16 protein-coding genes are annotated in these 14,351 nt (G+C 61.7%); 8 read left to right on the top strand and 8 right to left on the bottom strand.

Annotation, left to right across the window (positions count from 1 at the left end):
* Positions 1–11: 11 nt before the first annotated feature.
* Positions 12–776, bottom strand: a complete 765-nt coding sequence (locus AB4O01_RS01835) for a tellurite resistance TerB family protein (protein ID WP_460090490.1) — start codon at positions 774–776, stop codon at positions 12–14.
* A gap of 259 nt (positions 777–1,035) precedes the next feature.
* On the opposite strand from AB4O01_RS01835, the gene pcsA reads away from it, so the two are divergent.
* Positions 1,036–1,758: a phosphatidylcholine synthase gene (gene pcsA / locus AB4O01_RS01830; protein ID WP_007919592.1), complete on the top strand. Its 723-nt coding sequence runs from the start codon at positions 1,036–1,038 to the stop codon at positions 1,756–1,758.
* A gap of 147 nt (positions 1,759–1,905) precedes the next feature.
* Here the strand turns inward: pcsA and AB4O01_RS01825 are convergent, their stop codons facing one another.
* Both AB4O01_RS01825 and AB4O01_RS01820 read right to left on the bottom strand, forming a co-directional pair.
* On the bottom strand, positions 1,906–2,718 hold the full coding sequence (locus AB4O01_RS01825; protein WP_186624851.1) for a class I SAM-dependent methyltransferase: 813 nt from the start codon (positions 2,716–2,718) through the stop codon (positions 1,906–1,908).
* Between the two features lie 33 nt (positions 2,719–2,751).
* The gene (locus AB4O01_RS01820) at positions 2,752–3,024 is read right to left on the bottom strand and encodes a DUF4242 domain-containing protein (protein ID WP_093438958.1); all 273 of its coding nucleotides are present in this window, start codon (positions 3,022–3,024) and stop codon (positions 2,752–2,754) included.
* A 225-nt stretch (positions 3,025–3,249) separates the two neighbouring features.
* On the opposite strand from AB4O01_RS01820, the gene AB4O01_RS01815 reads away from it, so the two are divergent.
* Positions 3,250–3,711, top strand: coding sequence for a GNAT family N-acetyltransferase (locus AB4O01_RS01815; protein WP_460090486.1), 462 nt, complete (start codon positions 3,250–3,252; stop codon positions 3,709–3,711).
* A gap of 16 nt (positions 3,712–3,727) precedes the next feature.
* On the opposite strand, the gene AB4O01_RS01810 is transcribed toward AB4O01_RS01815, so the two are convergent.
* The 3 genes from AB4O01_RS01810 to AB4O01_RS01800 form a co-directional block, all read right to left on the bottom strand.
* On the bottom strand, positions 3,728–4,939 hold the full coding sequence (locus tag AB4O01_RS01810) for a cytochrome c biogenesis protein DipZ (protein WP_460090485.1): 1,212 nt from the start codon (positions 4,937–4,939) through the stop codon (positions 3,728–3,730).
* A gap of 37 nt (positions 4,940–4,976) precedes the next feature.
* On the bottom strand, positions 4,977–5,231 hold the full coding sequence (locus AB4O01_RS01805; RefSeq protein ID WP_186624848.1) for a hypothetical protein: 255 nt from the start codon (positions 5,229–5,231) through the stop codon (positions 4,977–4,979).
* 82 nt (positions 5,232–5,313) lie between these two features.
* Positions 5,314–5,577, bottom strand: coding sequence for a DUF2790 domain-containing protein (locus AB4O01_RS01800; protein WP_460090483.1), 264 nt, complete (start codon positions 5,575–5,577; stop codon positions 5,314–5,316).
* A gap of 296 nt (positions 5,578–5,873) precedes the next feature.
* Here AB4O01_RS01800 and AB4O01_RS01795 point away from each other — a divergent pair, with 296 nt between their 5' ends.
* From AB4O01_RS01795 to AB4O01_RS01775, 5 genes are all read left to right on the top strand, one after another.
* Complete coding sequence (locus tag AB4O01_RS01795) at positions 5,874–6,614, top strand: response regulator (protein ID WP_007919579.1); 741 nt, start codon at positions 5,874–5,876, stop codon at positions 6,612–6,614.
* Positions 6,611–7,918, top strand: a complete 1,308-nt coding sequence (locus AB4O01_RS01790) for a sensor histidine kinase (protein ID WP_099758642.1) — start codon at positions 6,611–6,613, stop codon at positions 7,916–7,918. Before AB4O01_RS01795 ends, AB4O01_RS01790 begins: the two co-directional genes overlap by 4 nt.
* A 241-nt stretch (positions 7,919–8,159) precedes the next feature.
* Positions 8,160–8,720 (top strand): hypothetical protein, encoded by a 561-nt coding sequence (locus AB4O01_RS01785; RefSeq protein WP_460090482.1) that lies wholly within the window; start codon positions 8,160–8,162, stop codon positions 8,718–8,720.
* Entirely contained in the window at positions 8,720–10,339 is a 1,620-nt protein-coding gene (locus AB4O01_RS01780) for a hypothetical protein (RefSeq protein WP_460090481.1), read from the top strand. The genes AB4O01_RS01785 and AB4O01_RS01780 overlap by 1 nt, the downstream gene beginning before the upstream one ends.
* Positions 10,326–11,354 carry an NAD(P)/FAD-dependent oxidoreductase gene (locus tag AB4O01_RS01775; protein ID WP_427119225.1) on the top strand — a complete coding sequence of 343 codons (1,029 nt, stop codon included), beginning with the start codon at positions 10,326–10,328 and terminating at the stop codon, positions 11,352–11,354. The genes AB4O01_RS01780 and AB4O01_RS01775 overlap by 14 nt, the downstream gene beginning before the upstream one ends.
* Before the next feature lies 1 nt (position 11,355).
* Here AB4O01_RS01775 and AB4O01_RS01770 read toward each other — a convergent pair whose 3' ends face one another.
* Positions 11,356–12,108, bottom strand: a complete 753-nt coding sequence (locus AB4O01_RS01770; protein ID WP_460090480.1) for an HvfC family RiPP maturation protein — start codon at positions 12,106–12,108, stop codon at positions 11,356–11,358.
* Entirely contained in the window at positions 12,101–12,940 is an 840-nt protein-coding gene (locus AB4O01_RS01765) for an HvfB family MNIO-type RiPP peptide maturase (RefSeq protein WP_460090477.1), read from the bottom strand. The genes AB4O01_RS01770 and AB4O01_RS01765 overlap by 8 nt, the downstream gene beginning before the upstream one ends.
* A 351-nt stretch (positions 12,941–13,291) precedes the next feature.
* On the opposite strand from AB4O01_RS01765, the gene AB4O01_RS01760 reads away from it, so the two are divergent.
* Positions 13,292–14,338, top strand: coding sequence for a class I SAM-dependent methyltransferase (locus AB4O01_RS01760; RefSeq protein WP_093439469.1), 1,047 nt, complete (start codon positions 13,292–13,294; stop codon positions 14,336–14,338).
* Positions 14,339–14,351: the final 13 nt, after the last annotated feature.

The following is a 14,351-nucleotide window of genomic DNA, read 5'->3' as shown; positions in this document are numbered from 1 at the left end:
TTGCCGTTACTTCAGGCCTGGCCTTTGGCCCGCTGTTCCAGATGCACCTGCAAACCCGGGTCGATCTGCAATGCTGCTACCAGTTCATCCAGATAACGCCGCTCGGCGTCCTGCTGGTCATCTACCAGGATCACGCTGACCAGATACATTTCAGCGGCCATGGCCGGATCGCCTTTGGCCGCCTGCGCGACTTCGTTGGCGTCCAGCGGTTTCGAGACTTCGTCCTCAAACCATTGCTGCAATTGTGGGTCGTCGGTGTGTTTGCTGATTTCCCCACTGATCATCTGTTGTTCCCGGTCGTCGATCTCACCGTCAGCCTTGGCCGCCGCAATCAAAGCGCGCAACACAGCGTGGCTGTGCTCCTCGACTTCCGGGCCGGCAAGCAGATTGGCCGTCTGCGGGATTTGTTGCGGTGCCGAACTCGCCTGGCTGCGTTGCCACGCCTGATACGCCTGGAACGCCATCATGCCCAGCGACGCGAGCGCCGCATAATTGGTCCCGCCGGAACGATTTTGCGTGCTGCCCCCGCCGCCCAGCGCCCCACCCAAAGCGCCGCCAAGTCCACCACTGCCGCCGAGCAAACCACCGAGCAAGCCACCCAAGCCGCCAAGTCCACCGGCAGATCCGCCGCCGCTGGCCGCGCCCGAGCCGCCACCGAGCAGACCACCCAGTAAGCCACCGAGGCCGCCCAAACCATCACCGGCGGAGGCTGAAGATTGTTGTCCCGCCGAGGCTTGGCCTTGCAGCAGTTTTTCGAGCAAATCGCTGGTGTTCATGACGTCATCCTCAGGCAAGGGCAGTGACTGCGTCTGGCAACGATAGACCCCGACAGCCATTGCGCCAGCACCGTTTGGCTGAGACTCGAAGCTGCGGCGGATTTCGCCCGCGTATTTTTTCGCCGGCCAGCTAAGATTGATCAGTGGTGAACCTTATCCCGGCCAGACCGGTCGATAGCTGCAACCCCGACCCGGTTTGCCGGCGCCCTGCTACTCAAGGGTGATACCCGGCTTGCTTCACTTTCTGGAGAACGCCCCCGTGATATCGACCGTACACATCGCCAGGCTCAAAGCATGGGGCGCCCATGGTTTTACCGCGACTGGCGTGGTCACAGCCTTCCTGGCCACCCTCGCCCTGCTGGAAAACCAGCCGACCCATTGCCTGATGTGGCTGGGCGTGGCGCTGATTGTCGACGGCCTCGACGGCGCACTGGCGCGCAAGGTCAACGTGCAATCGGTGCTGCCGAGCTTCGACGGCTCGATCCTCGATCTGGTGATCGATTACCTGACATACGTGTTCATCCCGGCGCTGTTCATCTATCGCTACATTCCTTTGCCCGACTACACCCTGCTGCTGACCGTGTCGCTGATTCTGGTGTCGTCGCTGTTCTGTTTCTGCAACGTCAACATGAAGAGCAAGGACAACTACTTTGTCGGCTTTCCGGCGGCGTGGAATGTGGTCGCACTGTGCCTTTACATCATTGGACCGGGGCCGTGGATCACCTTCCTGACCGTGATCGGCCTGGCGTTGCTGACGGTGACGCGAATGAAGTTCCTGCACCCGTTTCGGGTACGCCGGTTCATGCCGATCAACATTGCGGTGACGGCGATCTGGCTGCTATGCAGTCTGTCGCTGGTGCTCAACCATCCGGTAATCAACCCGTTGGTGATGGGGTTGTGGTTGCTGATGTCGGCGTACTTTCTGGGGATCTGCATCTGGCGCACGGCGCTGGAGTGGTTTGATCGGCCGCAGGTGAAATAGGCTCCAGAACCCAACACAAATCCATTGTAGGAGTGAGCCTGCTCGCGATAGCGGTCTGTCAGCTGAATATTTTTTTACTGAAAGACCGCTATCGCGAGCAGGCTCACTCCTACAGGGATCGCAATAGATTCGAAAGTCGGGGGTAAATCAGCGCTTAGTAATCACCACCTCCAGATACTCGCTCGGCACCACCAGCGAACCCTCTCCCGCCCGATTCAACCGATTGAGCAGATCCGCCAGATCACTCTCCAGCGCCTGCCCGCTCTCCGGCGGTAATGCCGCAAAGGCCTTGTGCACCGGCCCATACCAATGGCGAAAGATGTCGATGAAATGCGCCGCCGAACGATAGCGGAAATTGAAATCGCGCCGTGTCACCCGCAGCAGAAAATCACGGTCATCGAAATGTTTGTGCAGCCAGGCGTCGGAGCCCCAATTCGAGGGGGGCTGGGCACCAGCCGGCGGTGGCAGATGCCGGCCCAGAACCTTGAACATCTGCCCAACAAAACCTTCCGGCGTCCAGTTGGCCAGACCTATCCGCCCACCACGGCGACAAACCCGGCCCAGCTCGGCCGCAGCCGTGTCCTGATCCGGCGCGAACATCACACCAAAGGTCGACAGCACCGCGTCGTAACTCTCATCGGCGAACGGCAGTGCCTCGGCATCAGCCACCTGAAACGTCACGTCCAGATGCTCCGCCCGGGCCCGATCCTGGCCGCGTTCCAACAAAGCCGCGATGTAGTCGGTCGAGGTGACCTGGCAGCCACGGCGCGCCGCCGCCAGCGTCGCATTACCGTTGCCGGCAGCGACATCCAGCACCTCTTCATCGCAACGCAGGTCACAGGCTTCGGCAAGGTTTTCGCCGACGATTTGCAACGTCGTGCCAATCAAGGCGTAGTCGCCACTGGCCCAGGCGACTTTCTGGCGTTCCTTCAGGGCTGTCAGATCAATCGGGGTACTCATAAGAGTGAACTCCGCTGCGGGTGGGGTCGGTGATCATTCGGCCGTCGTCGGATCGATGACCGTCATCACTCGCGCCACACTGTTGGCAGGAAATCCTCCAAGCCTGGCGTGTTCGCGTACCTGCTCTTCGTCAGGCGCGATGTACACGCAATAGATTTTGTCGGCAGTGACATAACTCTGTAGCCACTGCACCTGTGGCCCAAGTTCGCGCAACACCTGGCAGGACGTTTGTGAGACGTTTTTGAGTTCGGCTTCGGACAGCTTCCCGGCCCCTGGAATCTCGCGTTCAATCACGAATTTCGGCATGGCAACCTCGCGCTCTTGTTATGGGGCAAGGCCGGCTGTGACCCTGCTCAGGCACTATCGCGCCGAGATCGCTCGGCGTCCCTGCCAATCGTCTGGCAACCCCGTAAAACCGGGGGTTTGCCGATGAGCGGTGGAAATCTGTAAAGCGTCTGGAACACCTGGAAGATTGCCAACGTTCGAGGATTGGTTTCTGATGCCCGCTCGCTTCTGGAACGGACTCTACCGATGTCACTGAAACTCGATTGGCTCGCGCATCACATGCACCACAGCGACCGTTATGCTCAATGGATCCACCAGCAATTCCCCTACGAATACATCGACCAACCCCTGGCTGAATGGCAGCGTGAATTTGCCGAGGGCCAAGGCAATGGCGACTGGTCTTGCCTGATCGCCATGGACGGTGAACATCTGGTCGGCGGCGCGGCGCTGGCACGCGATGACCTCGCCCTGCGCCCTGATCTTGGTCCTTGGCTGGCCTGCGTGTTCGTCAGTCCTGAAGCGCGCGGGCAAGGCCTGGCAGAACGCTTGGTTGAAGGGATTTGTCAGGAGGCGAAAGAGTGCGGGTTTGCGCGTTTGTATCTGCATACGCAGACCAAGCAGGACTACTACGCCAAACGCGGCTGGCAAGTCCTGGAGCGTTTTCGCGCCTGGGACAATGAACAATGGCTCATGGTCCGCGACCTCTGAGCCAGTGGTTTGCTGATCACGCCGCAGGCGCCTTAGCCTCCTCCAGCAACTGCTGGATCATCTGCTCCTGCGCCTCGTAGCGACCTTCGCCGAAGTGGCTGTAACGCACCTGCCCCTTGGCGTCGATCAGGTAATGCGCCGGCCAGTACTGGTTGTCGAAGTTACGCCAGATCGCGTAGTTGTTGTCGATGGCCACCGGGTAGGTGATGCCGAGCTTTTTCACCTGGTCCTTGACGTTGTCGATGATCCGCTCGTAGCCGTATTCCGGGGTGTGCACGCCGATCACCACGAGGCCGTCCTTCTCGTACTTCTTCGCCCAGTCCTTGACGTACGGCAGGGTGTGCTGGCAGTTGATGCAGTCGTAGGTCCAGAAATCCACCAGCACCACTTTGCCGCGCAGGGCGTCTGCGTTCAGTTCAGGCGAATTCAACCATTGCACGGCGCCAGCGAGTGACGGCATCGCGCCTTTGCCCTCCTCCATCGGCGAGTCCGCGCGGACTTTGCTGATGAAGTAGTCGACCACTTTCGGCACGTTTTCCAACACGCGTTTTTCGACACTGGCGACGCCTTCGGAGGAGGTGTTGGCCAACAAGGTTTTATCGACGCCGGTGGCAATCACCGCTGCCGTCGCCAGTACCGCAACCCCGGCACCACGACGCAACCAACCGGTGAACGGGATCGACGGTTTCAAACGGTTGACCAGCCCGCGCCCGGTGAAGATCAACGTGCCCAGCGACAACGCACTGCCGGCGCCGTAGGCCAGCAGCAACAGGCTGGTCTGCGCGTTGGCGCCTTGCAGCATGGCACCGGTAAGAATCACCCCGAGAATCGGTCCCGCGCACGGTGCCCACAGCAGTCCGGTGGCCACGCCGAGCATGATCGAACCCATCGGCCCGGCCTTTTTCCGGGTGTCCGGGTCCAGACGATTGCCGAGCATCACCAAGGGGCGTGTCAGCCAGTCGCCGATGCGCGCCGAGATCAGCGAAAGGGCGAACACGCTCATCACGATCAGCGCGACGTAACGGCCACTGTTGCTGGCCTGGATCACCCATTCGCTGCTGACCACGGCGAGGCTGGAGATCAGCGCGAAGGTCAGGGCCATGCCGCCGAGGGTCAACAGTATCGAAGCGCGACTGCGTTGAGCGCCGGCAAACAGAAACGGCACCACCGGCAGAATGCAGGGGCTGAGCACGGTCAGCAGACCGCCGAGAAATGCGATGAGGTACATAGTGAGTCACCCTTGATCAATGATTGTGACAAGCCGTTCAGACGCTCTGGCTTTCCAGCCATTGGCTCTGCGGCGTACGGCTGGCGCCGTTCTCGGCAAACATCTGCCCTTGTGGCGTGCGGCTGGAGCCGTCCGCTGCAATCAGGCCGGCGCTGCCCTGCTGGGCCACCGGCGTCAGTTGGAAGCAGGTGCTGCTGTGGCAGCTATGCTGTTCAACCGCAGCGTTGGCATGGGCGGCGACGCCGGCCAGGGAGAAAGCAATGGCGGTGAAAAAGCGCGCGACGTTGTTCATGGTGTTGTTCCTTCTATGAAGAGTTGGCTTGGTGGCCTTTGTTGGCCTGGTTGCCGTTGATGGCTTGGTTCCCGTTGGTGACTCAGTTGTCGTTGTTGCAGCCGTCGGCAAATTTGCTGTAATCGAGTACGCGGGTTTTGCCGGCAGAATCGAGGTAGATCATGCGCGCCTCGACGATGCCGCAGGACACCGAGTCGTCCTGTTTCAGCGAGATGACTTTCTGGATATCCAGGTGGGTGCCGTAGGTGTAGGTTTGCGCGGTAACAGCGGTTTCGGCCCGGGCTGAGAGCGTGCAGATGTTCAGCGCGGCAAACAGGCAGGCGGCGACTACGGATTTGTTGTTCATGGCGTTTCCTCAAGGCTTCAGTGGGGTTTGAGCCGAGGCGATCTGTGTGGGCCTCGATGGAGCCTATTTGAGGCTCGCGAGGTATCGCCTCTGTGTCAGGAACAGGCGCGTTTCAATCGCTGTGTATCCTTGCCATCGGGGGATACACAGCGATACAAAACCCTGAAAAAATCGCGTTTTTGCGTCCCCGTGTATCCGTTGTGACGGCAGATACACTGCAATACAAAGGCAGGCAGGCGGCCCACCGCAGGCTCGATACACTGCACGGCAGTCCCTTTTGATAGAGGTTTGCACCGATGGATCATGTCGATCACATTCTCATCGTCGACGACGACCGCGAGATCCGTGAACTGGTGGGCAACTACCTGAAGAAAAACGGCCTGCGCACCACGGTGGTCGCCGATGGCCGGCAGATGCGCAGCTTTCTCGAAGCCAACACTGTCGACCTGATCGTGCTCGACATCATGATGCCCGGCGACGATGGCCTGCAGTTGTGCCGCGAATTGCGGGTGGGCAAACACAAGGCCACGCCGGTCCTGATGCTGACCGCGCGCAACGATGAAACCGACCGCATCATCGGCCTTGAAATGGGCGCCGATGATTACCTGACCAAACCGTTCGCCGCCCGCGAATTGCTCGCACGGATCAACGCTGTGCTGCGCCGCACGCGCATGCTGCCGCCGAATCTGGTGGTCACCGAGGCCGGGCGCTTGCTGGCTTTCGGCCGGTGGCAACTGGACACCTCGGCCCGTCACCTGCTGGACAAGGACGGCACCATGGTCGCCCTCAGCGGTGCCGAATATCGCTTGCTGCGGGTCTTTCTCGATCACCCGCAACGGGTGCTCAGCCGCGACCAACTGCTCAATCTGACCCAGGGCCGCGACGCCGATCTGTTTGACCGCTCGATCGACTTGCTGGTCAGCCGTTTGCGTCAGCGCCTGCTGGATGATGCGCGCGAGCCGGCCTACATCAAGACCGTGCGCAGCGAAGGTTACGTGTTCTCGCTGCCGGTCGAGATTCTCGGGGCCCCGGCATGAGCGTCAATCTGCACTGGCCGCGCACCCTCGCCTCGCGCCTGTCGCTGATTTTCCTGATCGGCCTGTTGCTCGCTCAGGCGCTGTCGTTCGGTGCGCAGTATTACGAGCGTTACCAAAGCGCCAAGAACACCATGCTCGGCAATCTGGAAACCGACGTCTCGACCTCGATTGCGATCCTTGATCGCTTGCCTGCCGAAGAGCGCCCTGCCTGGCTCGAGCGTCTGGCGCGAAAAAATTATGGCTACCTGTTGAGCGAAGGCGAACCGGGCACACCGATCGAGGCCAGTGATGTGCCGGTGGCGGTCACCTCGATCACCGAAGCCATCGGTGAACGTTATCCGCTGACCTTCACCGATATTCCCGGGCCGAAGAAACACTTTCAGGGCCATTTGCGCCTGAGCGACGGCAGCCCGGTGACCATCGACGTGCGTCCCGCCATGGTCCCGCTATCGCCCTGGTTGCCGGCGGTTCTGCTCGGCCAACTGGCCTTGATGATCGCCTGCACCTGGCTGGCCGTGCGTATCGCGATCCGTCCGCTGACCCGCCTGGCCAACGCCGTGGAAACCCTCGACCCCAACGCCCACCCGATCAACCTCGACGAAAGCGGCCCGAACGAAGTGGTCTACGCAGCACGGGCGTTCAACACGATGCAGGCGCGCATTGCCGCTTATCTCAAGGAACGCATGCAACTGCTGGCAGCGATTTCCCATGACCTGCAAACGCCGATCACGCGGATGAAACTGCGCGCCGAACTCATGGACGATTGCGCCGAGAAAGACAAACTGTGGAATGACCTCAACGAGATGGAACACCTGGTTCGCGAAGGCGTGGCGTATGCGCGCAGCATCCATGGTTCGACCGAAGAAAGCCGCCGCACCAACATGGATTCCTTCCTCGAAAGCCTGGTGTTCGACTATCAGGACATGGGCAAGCAGGTGCAACTGGTCGGCAAGAGTGCGGCGGTCATCGACACCCGCCCTCATGCGTTGCGCCGGGTTCTGGTGAACCTGACCGACAACGCGCTGAAATTCGCCGGCGCCGCCGAAGTCTGGGTCGAAGCCAACAAAGGCAACCTGGCGATCACCGTTATGGACCGCGGCCCGGGCATCGCCGACGCCGAACTGGCGCAGGTGCTGCAACCGTTCTACCGCGTGGAAAACTCGCGTAATCGCGATACCGGCGGCACCGGGCTGGGACTGGCGATTGCCCAGCAACTGGCCATGGCGCTCGGTGGTTCGCTGACGTTGAGCAATCGCCAGGGTGGCGGGCTGTGCGCTGAACTGAAGCTGCCGCTGCATCCATAAACGCTTTAACGGCGCCTGTTTAAACGCTACCGACCGATACCGGTCGGTAGCCTGCACACCGCCGCGCCAATGCCTACAACTTCATCAGAATCCACTGACTGTGCGCCTTGGCTGATGCGCTTATGGTTGTGTTGCCCGTTTCGCACTGTTCACCATTGGTCGCCACTGTCAGATCTGACAGTAGCAAGTCAGCGCCGGGCTACGGTTCCATGACAATTGGCCCAACCTGTCGAGGCGCAACATGACTCTGCTCGAATCCGTTACCCACGTGTGTACGCGCCTGGCGCCCGGCGGCTGGCATTCGCTGATGCTCGCCCACGGCCTGGACTTGCTGGCTGAACCGCTGGCGGCGGAACTGCACAAGCCCCTGAAAATCGACCGGTCAATACCCGGATTTACCGATTTCGCAACGACCGGCAGCCGGGCGATCGAGGCTGGCGCACCGGCGCACAGCCTCCTGTATCACGCGCTGGCCTCGCCAAACGTGCTCAGCGATGAAAACGGCCAGACATTACAGCTGTTCCCCACTGCCGCCGAGATCGAGACCGTGCTCGACTATGTCTACAGCGTCAGTCCGCCCACGCTCGACAGCCTGCGCGACAAAGCCCGGGGCGCGCCGTTAGCGGTGGTCGCGTTTGCCAGTGAATATCGCTGCGCCGCCGACACCGTGCATGGCCGGCATGCCGACCTGTGCTTCTCGCGTACCGGTATCGCCCGTGTCGGCACCGCCCCCCGTGCTATGACGCAACGCTGCGCAGTTTCCTGCCCTTCGTCGACGATGACCCGCACGGCATCCGGGTGATGCCAGTGCGCTACAGCGCCTACATTGCCGTGCAACTCAAGGGCGATGCCGAGCGCTTCGGGCCGATGGATTTTCAGGTGGACCTCGACCCCGGACTGGATTTCTGGGTGCCCGTGCACAAGCTGTTCAATGGTTCGCAGTGCCTGGAGGGTCTGAACCTGACGGTGACGCTGGGCAACCACCAGATCAACGAAAAACTGCGGCATGTCCATTTGCGCCACAGCGGTACCGGTTGGCAGGAACCGCAGATCAGCCAGCCACCCTTCGTCGTCACGGAAAATCTTGCGCATTGGGCCTCGACTGTAGATCTCGGCCCCGGTCTGCTGGTGCCTGAAGCCAGAGCCCGGCTGGTGGCGCCCGTCGAATATCAGGGGCAGCCCTTGTCCTTTGTGCTGCCGGCCAATACCGGCGGCATGGTGCACGGACGTCACCGGGTCGAAGCGGATGGCAGCATCGAAGACCTGAACGAGCATGAAGGTGTCGAGGCGTTGGTACGTCAGGGCGGTTATCGCGCCTTGCATTATCAGGACGGCACTGCCGATGGCTGGGTGTTGCCACGCTGCCCGATGCTGGAAAACCATTTGCCGGCCGTCGCCGCCTATTCGCTGATCGGCCCTCCGGACTTCTATCCGTTATGCAGTCAACGCAAGCTGTTGCACTGGGTCAGCGACGAACCAGCGTTACCAAGTTCCGGTCTCTGGCACGCCCGACTTGAAGCGCTCTCCAACGTACGCTACTGCGCCAACCTCGATCTGCAGGATCAACTGTTCTCCCCGACTGACCGAGGGGTGAGCGCCATCGTTGCCCTCGCCGATCAAACCGACACGGTGCAATCCACTGCCCCGCTACCACCGTCATCGCGGCCGACCTCGCTGCCCGACGGCGCCGCCGGGGTGTTCGGGCCTGGCTGGGAGGTCGGCTGGGTTCGCCAGCGCACGGCAGACGACGAATGGATCAACGTCCTCGCCGGCTATCAGATGGCCAGCCCGTTTCCCGAGGATGCGAAGATCTGCGCAGCGCTAGGTTCTTTCTGGCCTGGCGTGGCACCGGATTCGGCACGGGTCTTTGAGCCGCGCTCGACGCTGCACAGCATCATTCCCCTGACCGATGAGGAAATCGGCATGGGCGGCGTGGCCTGGGATAATCAGCGCGGCCCGCAACTGATCACTCAAGACGATCGGCTGATCGTCCAGTACCACGCGTACGCCCATGCCGATTACACACAGGTGGCCCTCGATGGCCAGTTCTCCCTGAGCACGACCGGCCACACTGCGCAAACCATCTATCAGCAGCGCGTGCGTTCGATGTATCGCGTGTACCGTGCGCTCGGCGCCGCCAGCGATAAATCCCTGCGCAATGCCTGGCCACTGTTGTCGTTCGTTGACGTGCAGCGGCCGAACGCGGAACTGGACAGCGCGCAGGCGCAAGCCGGGCAGCTCCTCGACGGCTGGGTGCAGCGCTTTTTGCTGTACAAGCGCGGTGCCGTGCAGATCCCTGCAAGTGATTTCAGGTTGCGCCACGTCGAAGTCGAAGAGCTGGTGATCTTGCTGCTCAGCGCCGATGCAATCCTGATCAAACGCGACACCCTGCCATGGCGGGTCGCCCATGAAACATTTTGATGTTGTGGTCGTCGGCGCCGGCCCTGCGGGCTGCGCAACGGCAATCAGTTGCGCCCGTCACGGGCTGCGCGTGGCCTTGATCGAACGGCAGGCGTTCCCCCGGTTTCGCCCCGGCGAAAGCCTGCATCCGGGCATCGAACCGCTGCTCCGACAACTGGGGGTCGCCGAGCAGCTGTGTGGCCGCGGGGCCCGGCGCTTTGACGGCCACTGGGTGCACTGGAACGGTGCGCCGCGCTTCAATGTCTTTGGCGCCGATGATCGCGGCGCCTGGCAGGGTTTTCATCTGGAGCGGGCGCAACTGGACGCGGCGTTACTGGCGCAAGCGGCCACGTTAGGGGTGGAGATCAGTCAGCCCTGCCGGGCACGGCGAGTGCTGACTCAGGCCAATCGGGTGATCGGCGTGGAGACCGACAGCGCACGCCTTTACGCGACCTGCCTGATCGATGCCAGTGGCGCTTGCGACTGGCTCGCTCGCCAACTCGGTCTGCCGGTTCGCCACTGTTCACCGCCGCTGGTGGCGCGTTACGGCTACTTGCAAGGTCACAGCGCAACCTATGCAACAACCGCGCACTTGCTGGCCGATCCTGACGGATGGACCTGGATCGCCCAGGTCGAGCCGCAGTTGCTGCACTGGACGCACCTGACGTTCGAGAACAACAGGCGCTCGACGAGGCTTCCCGAGGCCCTGCAAGCATTGCCAGCCGTAGGGCGGATACGCGGCGCCGATGTAACCTGGCGCATCACCCCGGCCGTCACCGGTGCTGGTTATTTTCTGGTGGGCGATGCCGCCAGCCGGCTCGACCCGGCGTCCTCCCACGGCGTGCTCAAAGCGTTGATGAGCGGTATGCAAGCCGCGCAAGCCGTAGCGGATGGTTTGCGTCAACCGGCCTTGCAAACAGCGGCGCAGGCGCAATATCGCCAATGGCTGAACGCAGGATTCGCACGCGATGTGGCGCACCTGCGCGACTTCTATCGTCTGCATCCCTGCCCGCCGTCGTGGCTGCCTGCCGCATGACTTACAGGACGCCGGCGAGTACGCCCTCCTGGTGAAACTGCCGCAACAACGCCGATCCGCTGTCCATGAACGTTTCGGTGTCGGCCACCCCTGCTTCTACTGCCAGATCTTGCAATTGCTGGCGGCCATCAAGGTCAGGAAACGCTTCAATGCGCTGTAACAGGCGCCAGGCCAGCGGGCTCAGCTCGGAAAACTGCACATTCCAGTCTGCCGTGCGCCGCACCAGCAACAGGGTCGGATGCGCCGGCGGCGTGGCGGGCTGATGGTTCGGATCAAGTGCATGCACCGGCCACACATACGCCAATGGCCAGGCCAGTGCCGAGATCTGCAGCGGACGCTCCAGCAACAGCGCCGGATCGCTTGGCGGCAGCGCCTGAGCATCGGACTGCTGCAAGATCATCTCGACCCACTCGTAATGCGCCAGCTCCAGCAGAAACGCCGGCCACTCGCCCTCGCGCAACACCTGCGGTGGCGACGCGAGATAGTTGAGAAACGTTTCGGCAATCTCGCCAAACTTTGGGGTCTGCGCCCGCCACTCGCGCAAAAAGCCTCGTACCAGCAGGCCCCAGCGTTGTTCCCCGATGATCCGGATCAACACCGGAAACGTGCCGCTCAACAATAGCGAAACGTTGTTGAACACCAGATCGCGATAAACGTTGACCCGCGCCACGTTCATGTCGGCCGGTGGCGATTGATGTTCGGGATCGCGCAAATACCGGGTCAGTGCCTGTTGTTGCAGTACCAGGTTATCCACGAGGGCGACCTCCGGCTTGCAAATGGCGAATGGTCTGCAACTCGGCGACCAGTTCGGAAAATGCCGGGAAATTGAAGTCCCGCTCAAGCAACGTCGGCTGCGCGCCAAACCGCCTATAAGCCTCCGCCAGCAGAGACCACACGACCGGTTTGACTGAGGCACCATGGGTGTCGATTTTCAGCGTGTCGGACTCATCGAAATGCCCCGCCACATGCATCCCGACCACCCGGTCCGGCTCGATACCGGCGAGGAAGGTTTGCGGATCGAAGCCGTGGTTGATCGCGTTGACATAGACATTGTTTACGTCCAGCAGCAGGTCGCAATCGGCCTCGCGCAACACGGCATTGGTGAAGCTCACCTCGTCCATGTCCTGACGCGGGGCGGCATAGTAGGAGACGTTTTCCACGGCCAGGCGCCGGCCGAGAATGTCCTGAGCCTGACGGATCCGCGCGGCAACGTGCTGCACCGCTTCTCCGGTGAACGGCAACGGCAGCAAGTCATACAGATGCCCGTCATCGCTGCAGTAACTCAGGTGCTCGCTGTACAGCGGCACGTTGTAATGGTCGAGAAACACCCGGACCTCCTGCAAGAATCCGACATCCAGCGGCGCCGGCCCGCCCAGCGACAGCGACAAGCCGTGACAGGACAACGGATAGCGCTCGGCCAGTTCACGTAACGCCGCACCGTGCGCGCCGCCGACTCCGATCCAGTTTTCCGGGGCGACTTCGAGAAAGTCGAAGGCGCCGCTACGGGCAGCCTGCAGGTCTTTCAGCAGACCACGGCGCAGGCCGAGGCCGACACTGAGTGGCATTGATGAGGGCGGCGTATGCATGGGATGTACCTCAGCAGTGGGTTTGCCACATTTGAGCCGCCGGATGTATTGCGGTTGTGTGCAGATGACCGGGCATTTGCAGCCCTGTGTGTCCCACCATCACGGCGATACACAGTGATACAGATTCTCTGCCGATCAATATTGTGGGAGCGAGCAGGCTCGCTCCCACAGGTTTTCGTTGCTCACAAATCCAGCGACACGCCCGGACCGGGGCTAGACTCCTTTATTACCCAGTCGAGGGGGACGCAGGACGTCAGCCGTGCCCTGCCCAACTCCGTGACCACCGCCCGGTGGCGCACGCCTCGACCCTCGACGCCGCCGGACCGTGATCCTGTTTCAGGAGCACACATGATGGATGAGGCGAAGCTCAACCAATTCATGGGCAAACTGGTCAACGACATGGGCGGCGCGGCGATGCTGGCCAATGTCATCGTCGGCGAAGAGCTCGGGCTGTACCGGGCAATGGCCGACAGTCAGCCGATCAGTGCCGATGCCCTCGCTGCCAAAACCACCTGCAACCCGCGTCTGGTGCGCGAATGGCTCAGCGCTCATGCGGCGTCCGGCTACATGGAGCACCACGACGGTCAGTTCCGTTTACCTGAAGAACAGGCACTGGCCCTGGCCGTTGAAGATTCCCCGGTGTATGTCGCTGGTGGCCTCGGGGTGGTGGCATCGTTTTTCCACGACAAGGACAAACTGGTCAAAGCCATGCGCGGCAACGGTGCCCTGCCCTGGGGCGATCACCACCCGTGCATGTTCACCGGCACCGAGCGGTTCTTCCGGCCCGGCTACAAGGGCCACCTGATCGCCGAATGGCTGCCGGCGCTGGACGGCGTGGTAGCCAAGCTTGAGCAAGGCGCGAAAGTCGCCGATATCGGCTGCGGTCATGGCGCCTCGACCGTGATCATGGCCCAGGCGTTTCCCAACTCGCGTTTCGTCGGCTATGACTATCACGCCCCCTCGATCACCGTCGCTACCCAGCGCGCCGAGGAAGGTGGCGTCAGCAGCCGGGCGAAGTTCTTTCAGGGTTCGGCGAAAAGCTACCCCGGCGACGACTACGACCTGATCTGCTATTTCGACTGCCTGCACGATATGGGCGATCCGGTCGGTGCCGCCCGTCACGCCTATGACTCGCTGAAAGACGATGGCACGGTGTTGCTGGTCGAGCCGTTCGCCAACGACACGCTGGACGACAACATCAACCCGGTCGGGCGGCTGTTCTATGCGGCTTCGACGTTTATCTGCACACCAAACTCGCTGTCGCAGGAAGTCGGCTTGGGCTTGGGCGCGCAAGCAGGGGAAATGCGTTTGCGCAAGGTGTTTACCGAGGCCGGTTTCAAGCAGTTCCGCCGGGCCACGCAAACGCCGTTCAACCTGATTCTGGAGGCACGCAAGTAACCCGCGCGGGTCG

It is taken from the genome of Pseudomonas sp. S2_E02, from assembly GCF_054668355.1.
This window is presented reverse-complemented; position numbering and strand designations above follow the sequence as displayed.

Excerpts from the sequence above, each read along its gene's own strand:
- AB4O01_RS01835 (WP_460090490.1), bottom strand. The coding sequence starts at position 776 with ATGAACACCAGCGATTTGCTCGAAAAACTGCTGCAAGGCCAAGCCTCG.
- AB4O01_RS01825 (WP_186624851.1), bottom strand. The coding sequence starts at position 2,718 with ATGAGTACCCCGATTGATCTGACAGCCCTGAAGGAACGCCAGAAAGTC.
- AB4O01_RS01820 (WP_093438958.1), bottom strand. The coding sequence starts at position 3,024 with ATGCCGAAATTCGTGATTGAACGCGAGATTCCAGGGGCCGGGAAGCTG.
- AB4O01_RS01815 (WP_460090486.1), top strand. The coding sequence starts at position 3,250 with ATGTCACTGAAACTCGATTGGCTCGCGCATCACATGCACCACAGCGAC.
- AB4O01_RS01810 (WP_460090485.1), bottom strand. The coding sequence starts at position 4,939 with ATGTACCTCATCGCATTTCTCGGCGGTCTGCTGACCGTGCTCAGCCCC.
- AB4O01_RS01805 (WP_186624848.1), bottom strand. The coding sequence starts at position 5,231 with ATGAACAACGTCGCGCGCTTTTTCACCGCCATTGCTTTCTCCCTGGCC.
- AB4O01_RS01800 (WP_460090483.1), bottom strand. The coding sequence starts at position 5,577 with ATGAACAACAAATCCGTAGTCGCCGCCTGCCTGTTTGCCGCGCTGAAC.
- AB4O01_RS01795 (WP_007919579.1), top strand. The coding sequence starts at position 5,874 with ATGGATCATGTCGATCACATTCTCATCGTCGACGACGACCGCGAGATC.
- AB4O01_RS01790 (WP_099758642.1), top strand. The coding sequence starts at position 6,611 with ATGAGCGTCAATCTGCACTGGCCGCGCACCCTCGCCTCGCGCCTGTCG.
- AB4O01_RS01785 (WP_460090482.1), top strand. The coding sequence starts at position 8,160 with ATGACTCTGCTCGAATCCGTTACCCACGTGTGTACGCGCCTGGCGCCC.
- AB4O01_RS01780 (WP_460090481.1), top strand. The coding sequence starts at position 8,720 with ATGCCAGTGCGCTACAGCGCCTACATTGCCGTGCAACTCAAGGGCGAT.
- AB4O01_RS01775 (WP_427119225.1), top strand. The coding sequence starts at position 10,326 with ATGAAACATTTTGATGTTGTGGTCGTCGGCGCCGGCCCTGCGGGCTGC.
- AB4O01_RS01765 (WP_460090477.1), bottom strand. The coding sequence starts at position 12,940 with ATGCATACGCCGCCCTCATCAATGCCACTCAGTGTCGGCCTCGGCCTG.
- AB4O01_RS01760 (WP_093439469.1), top strand. The coding sequence starts at position 13,292 with ATGGATGAGGCGAAGCTCAACCAATTCATGGGCAAACTGGTCAACGAC.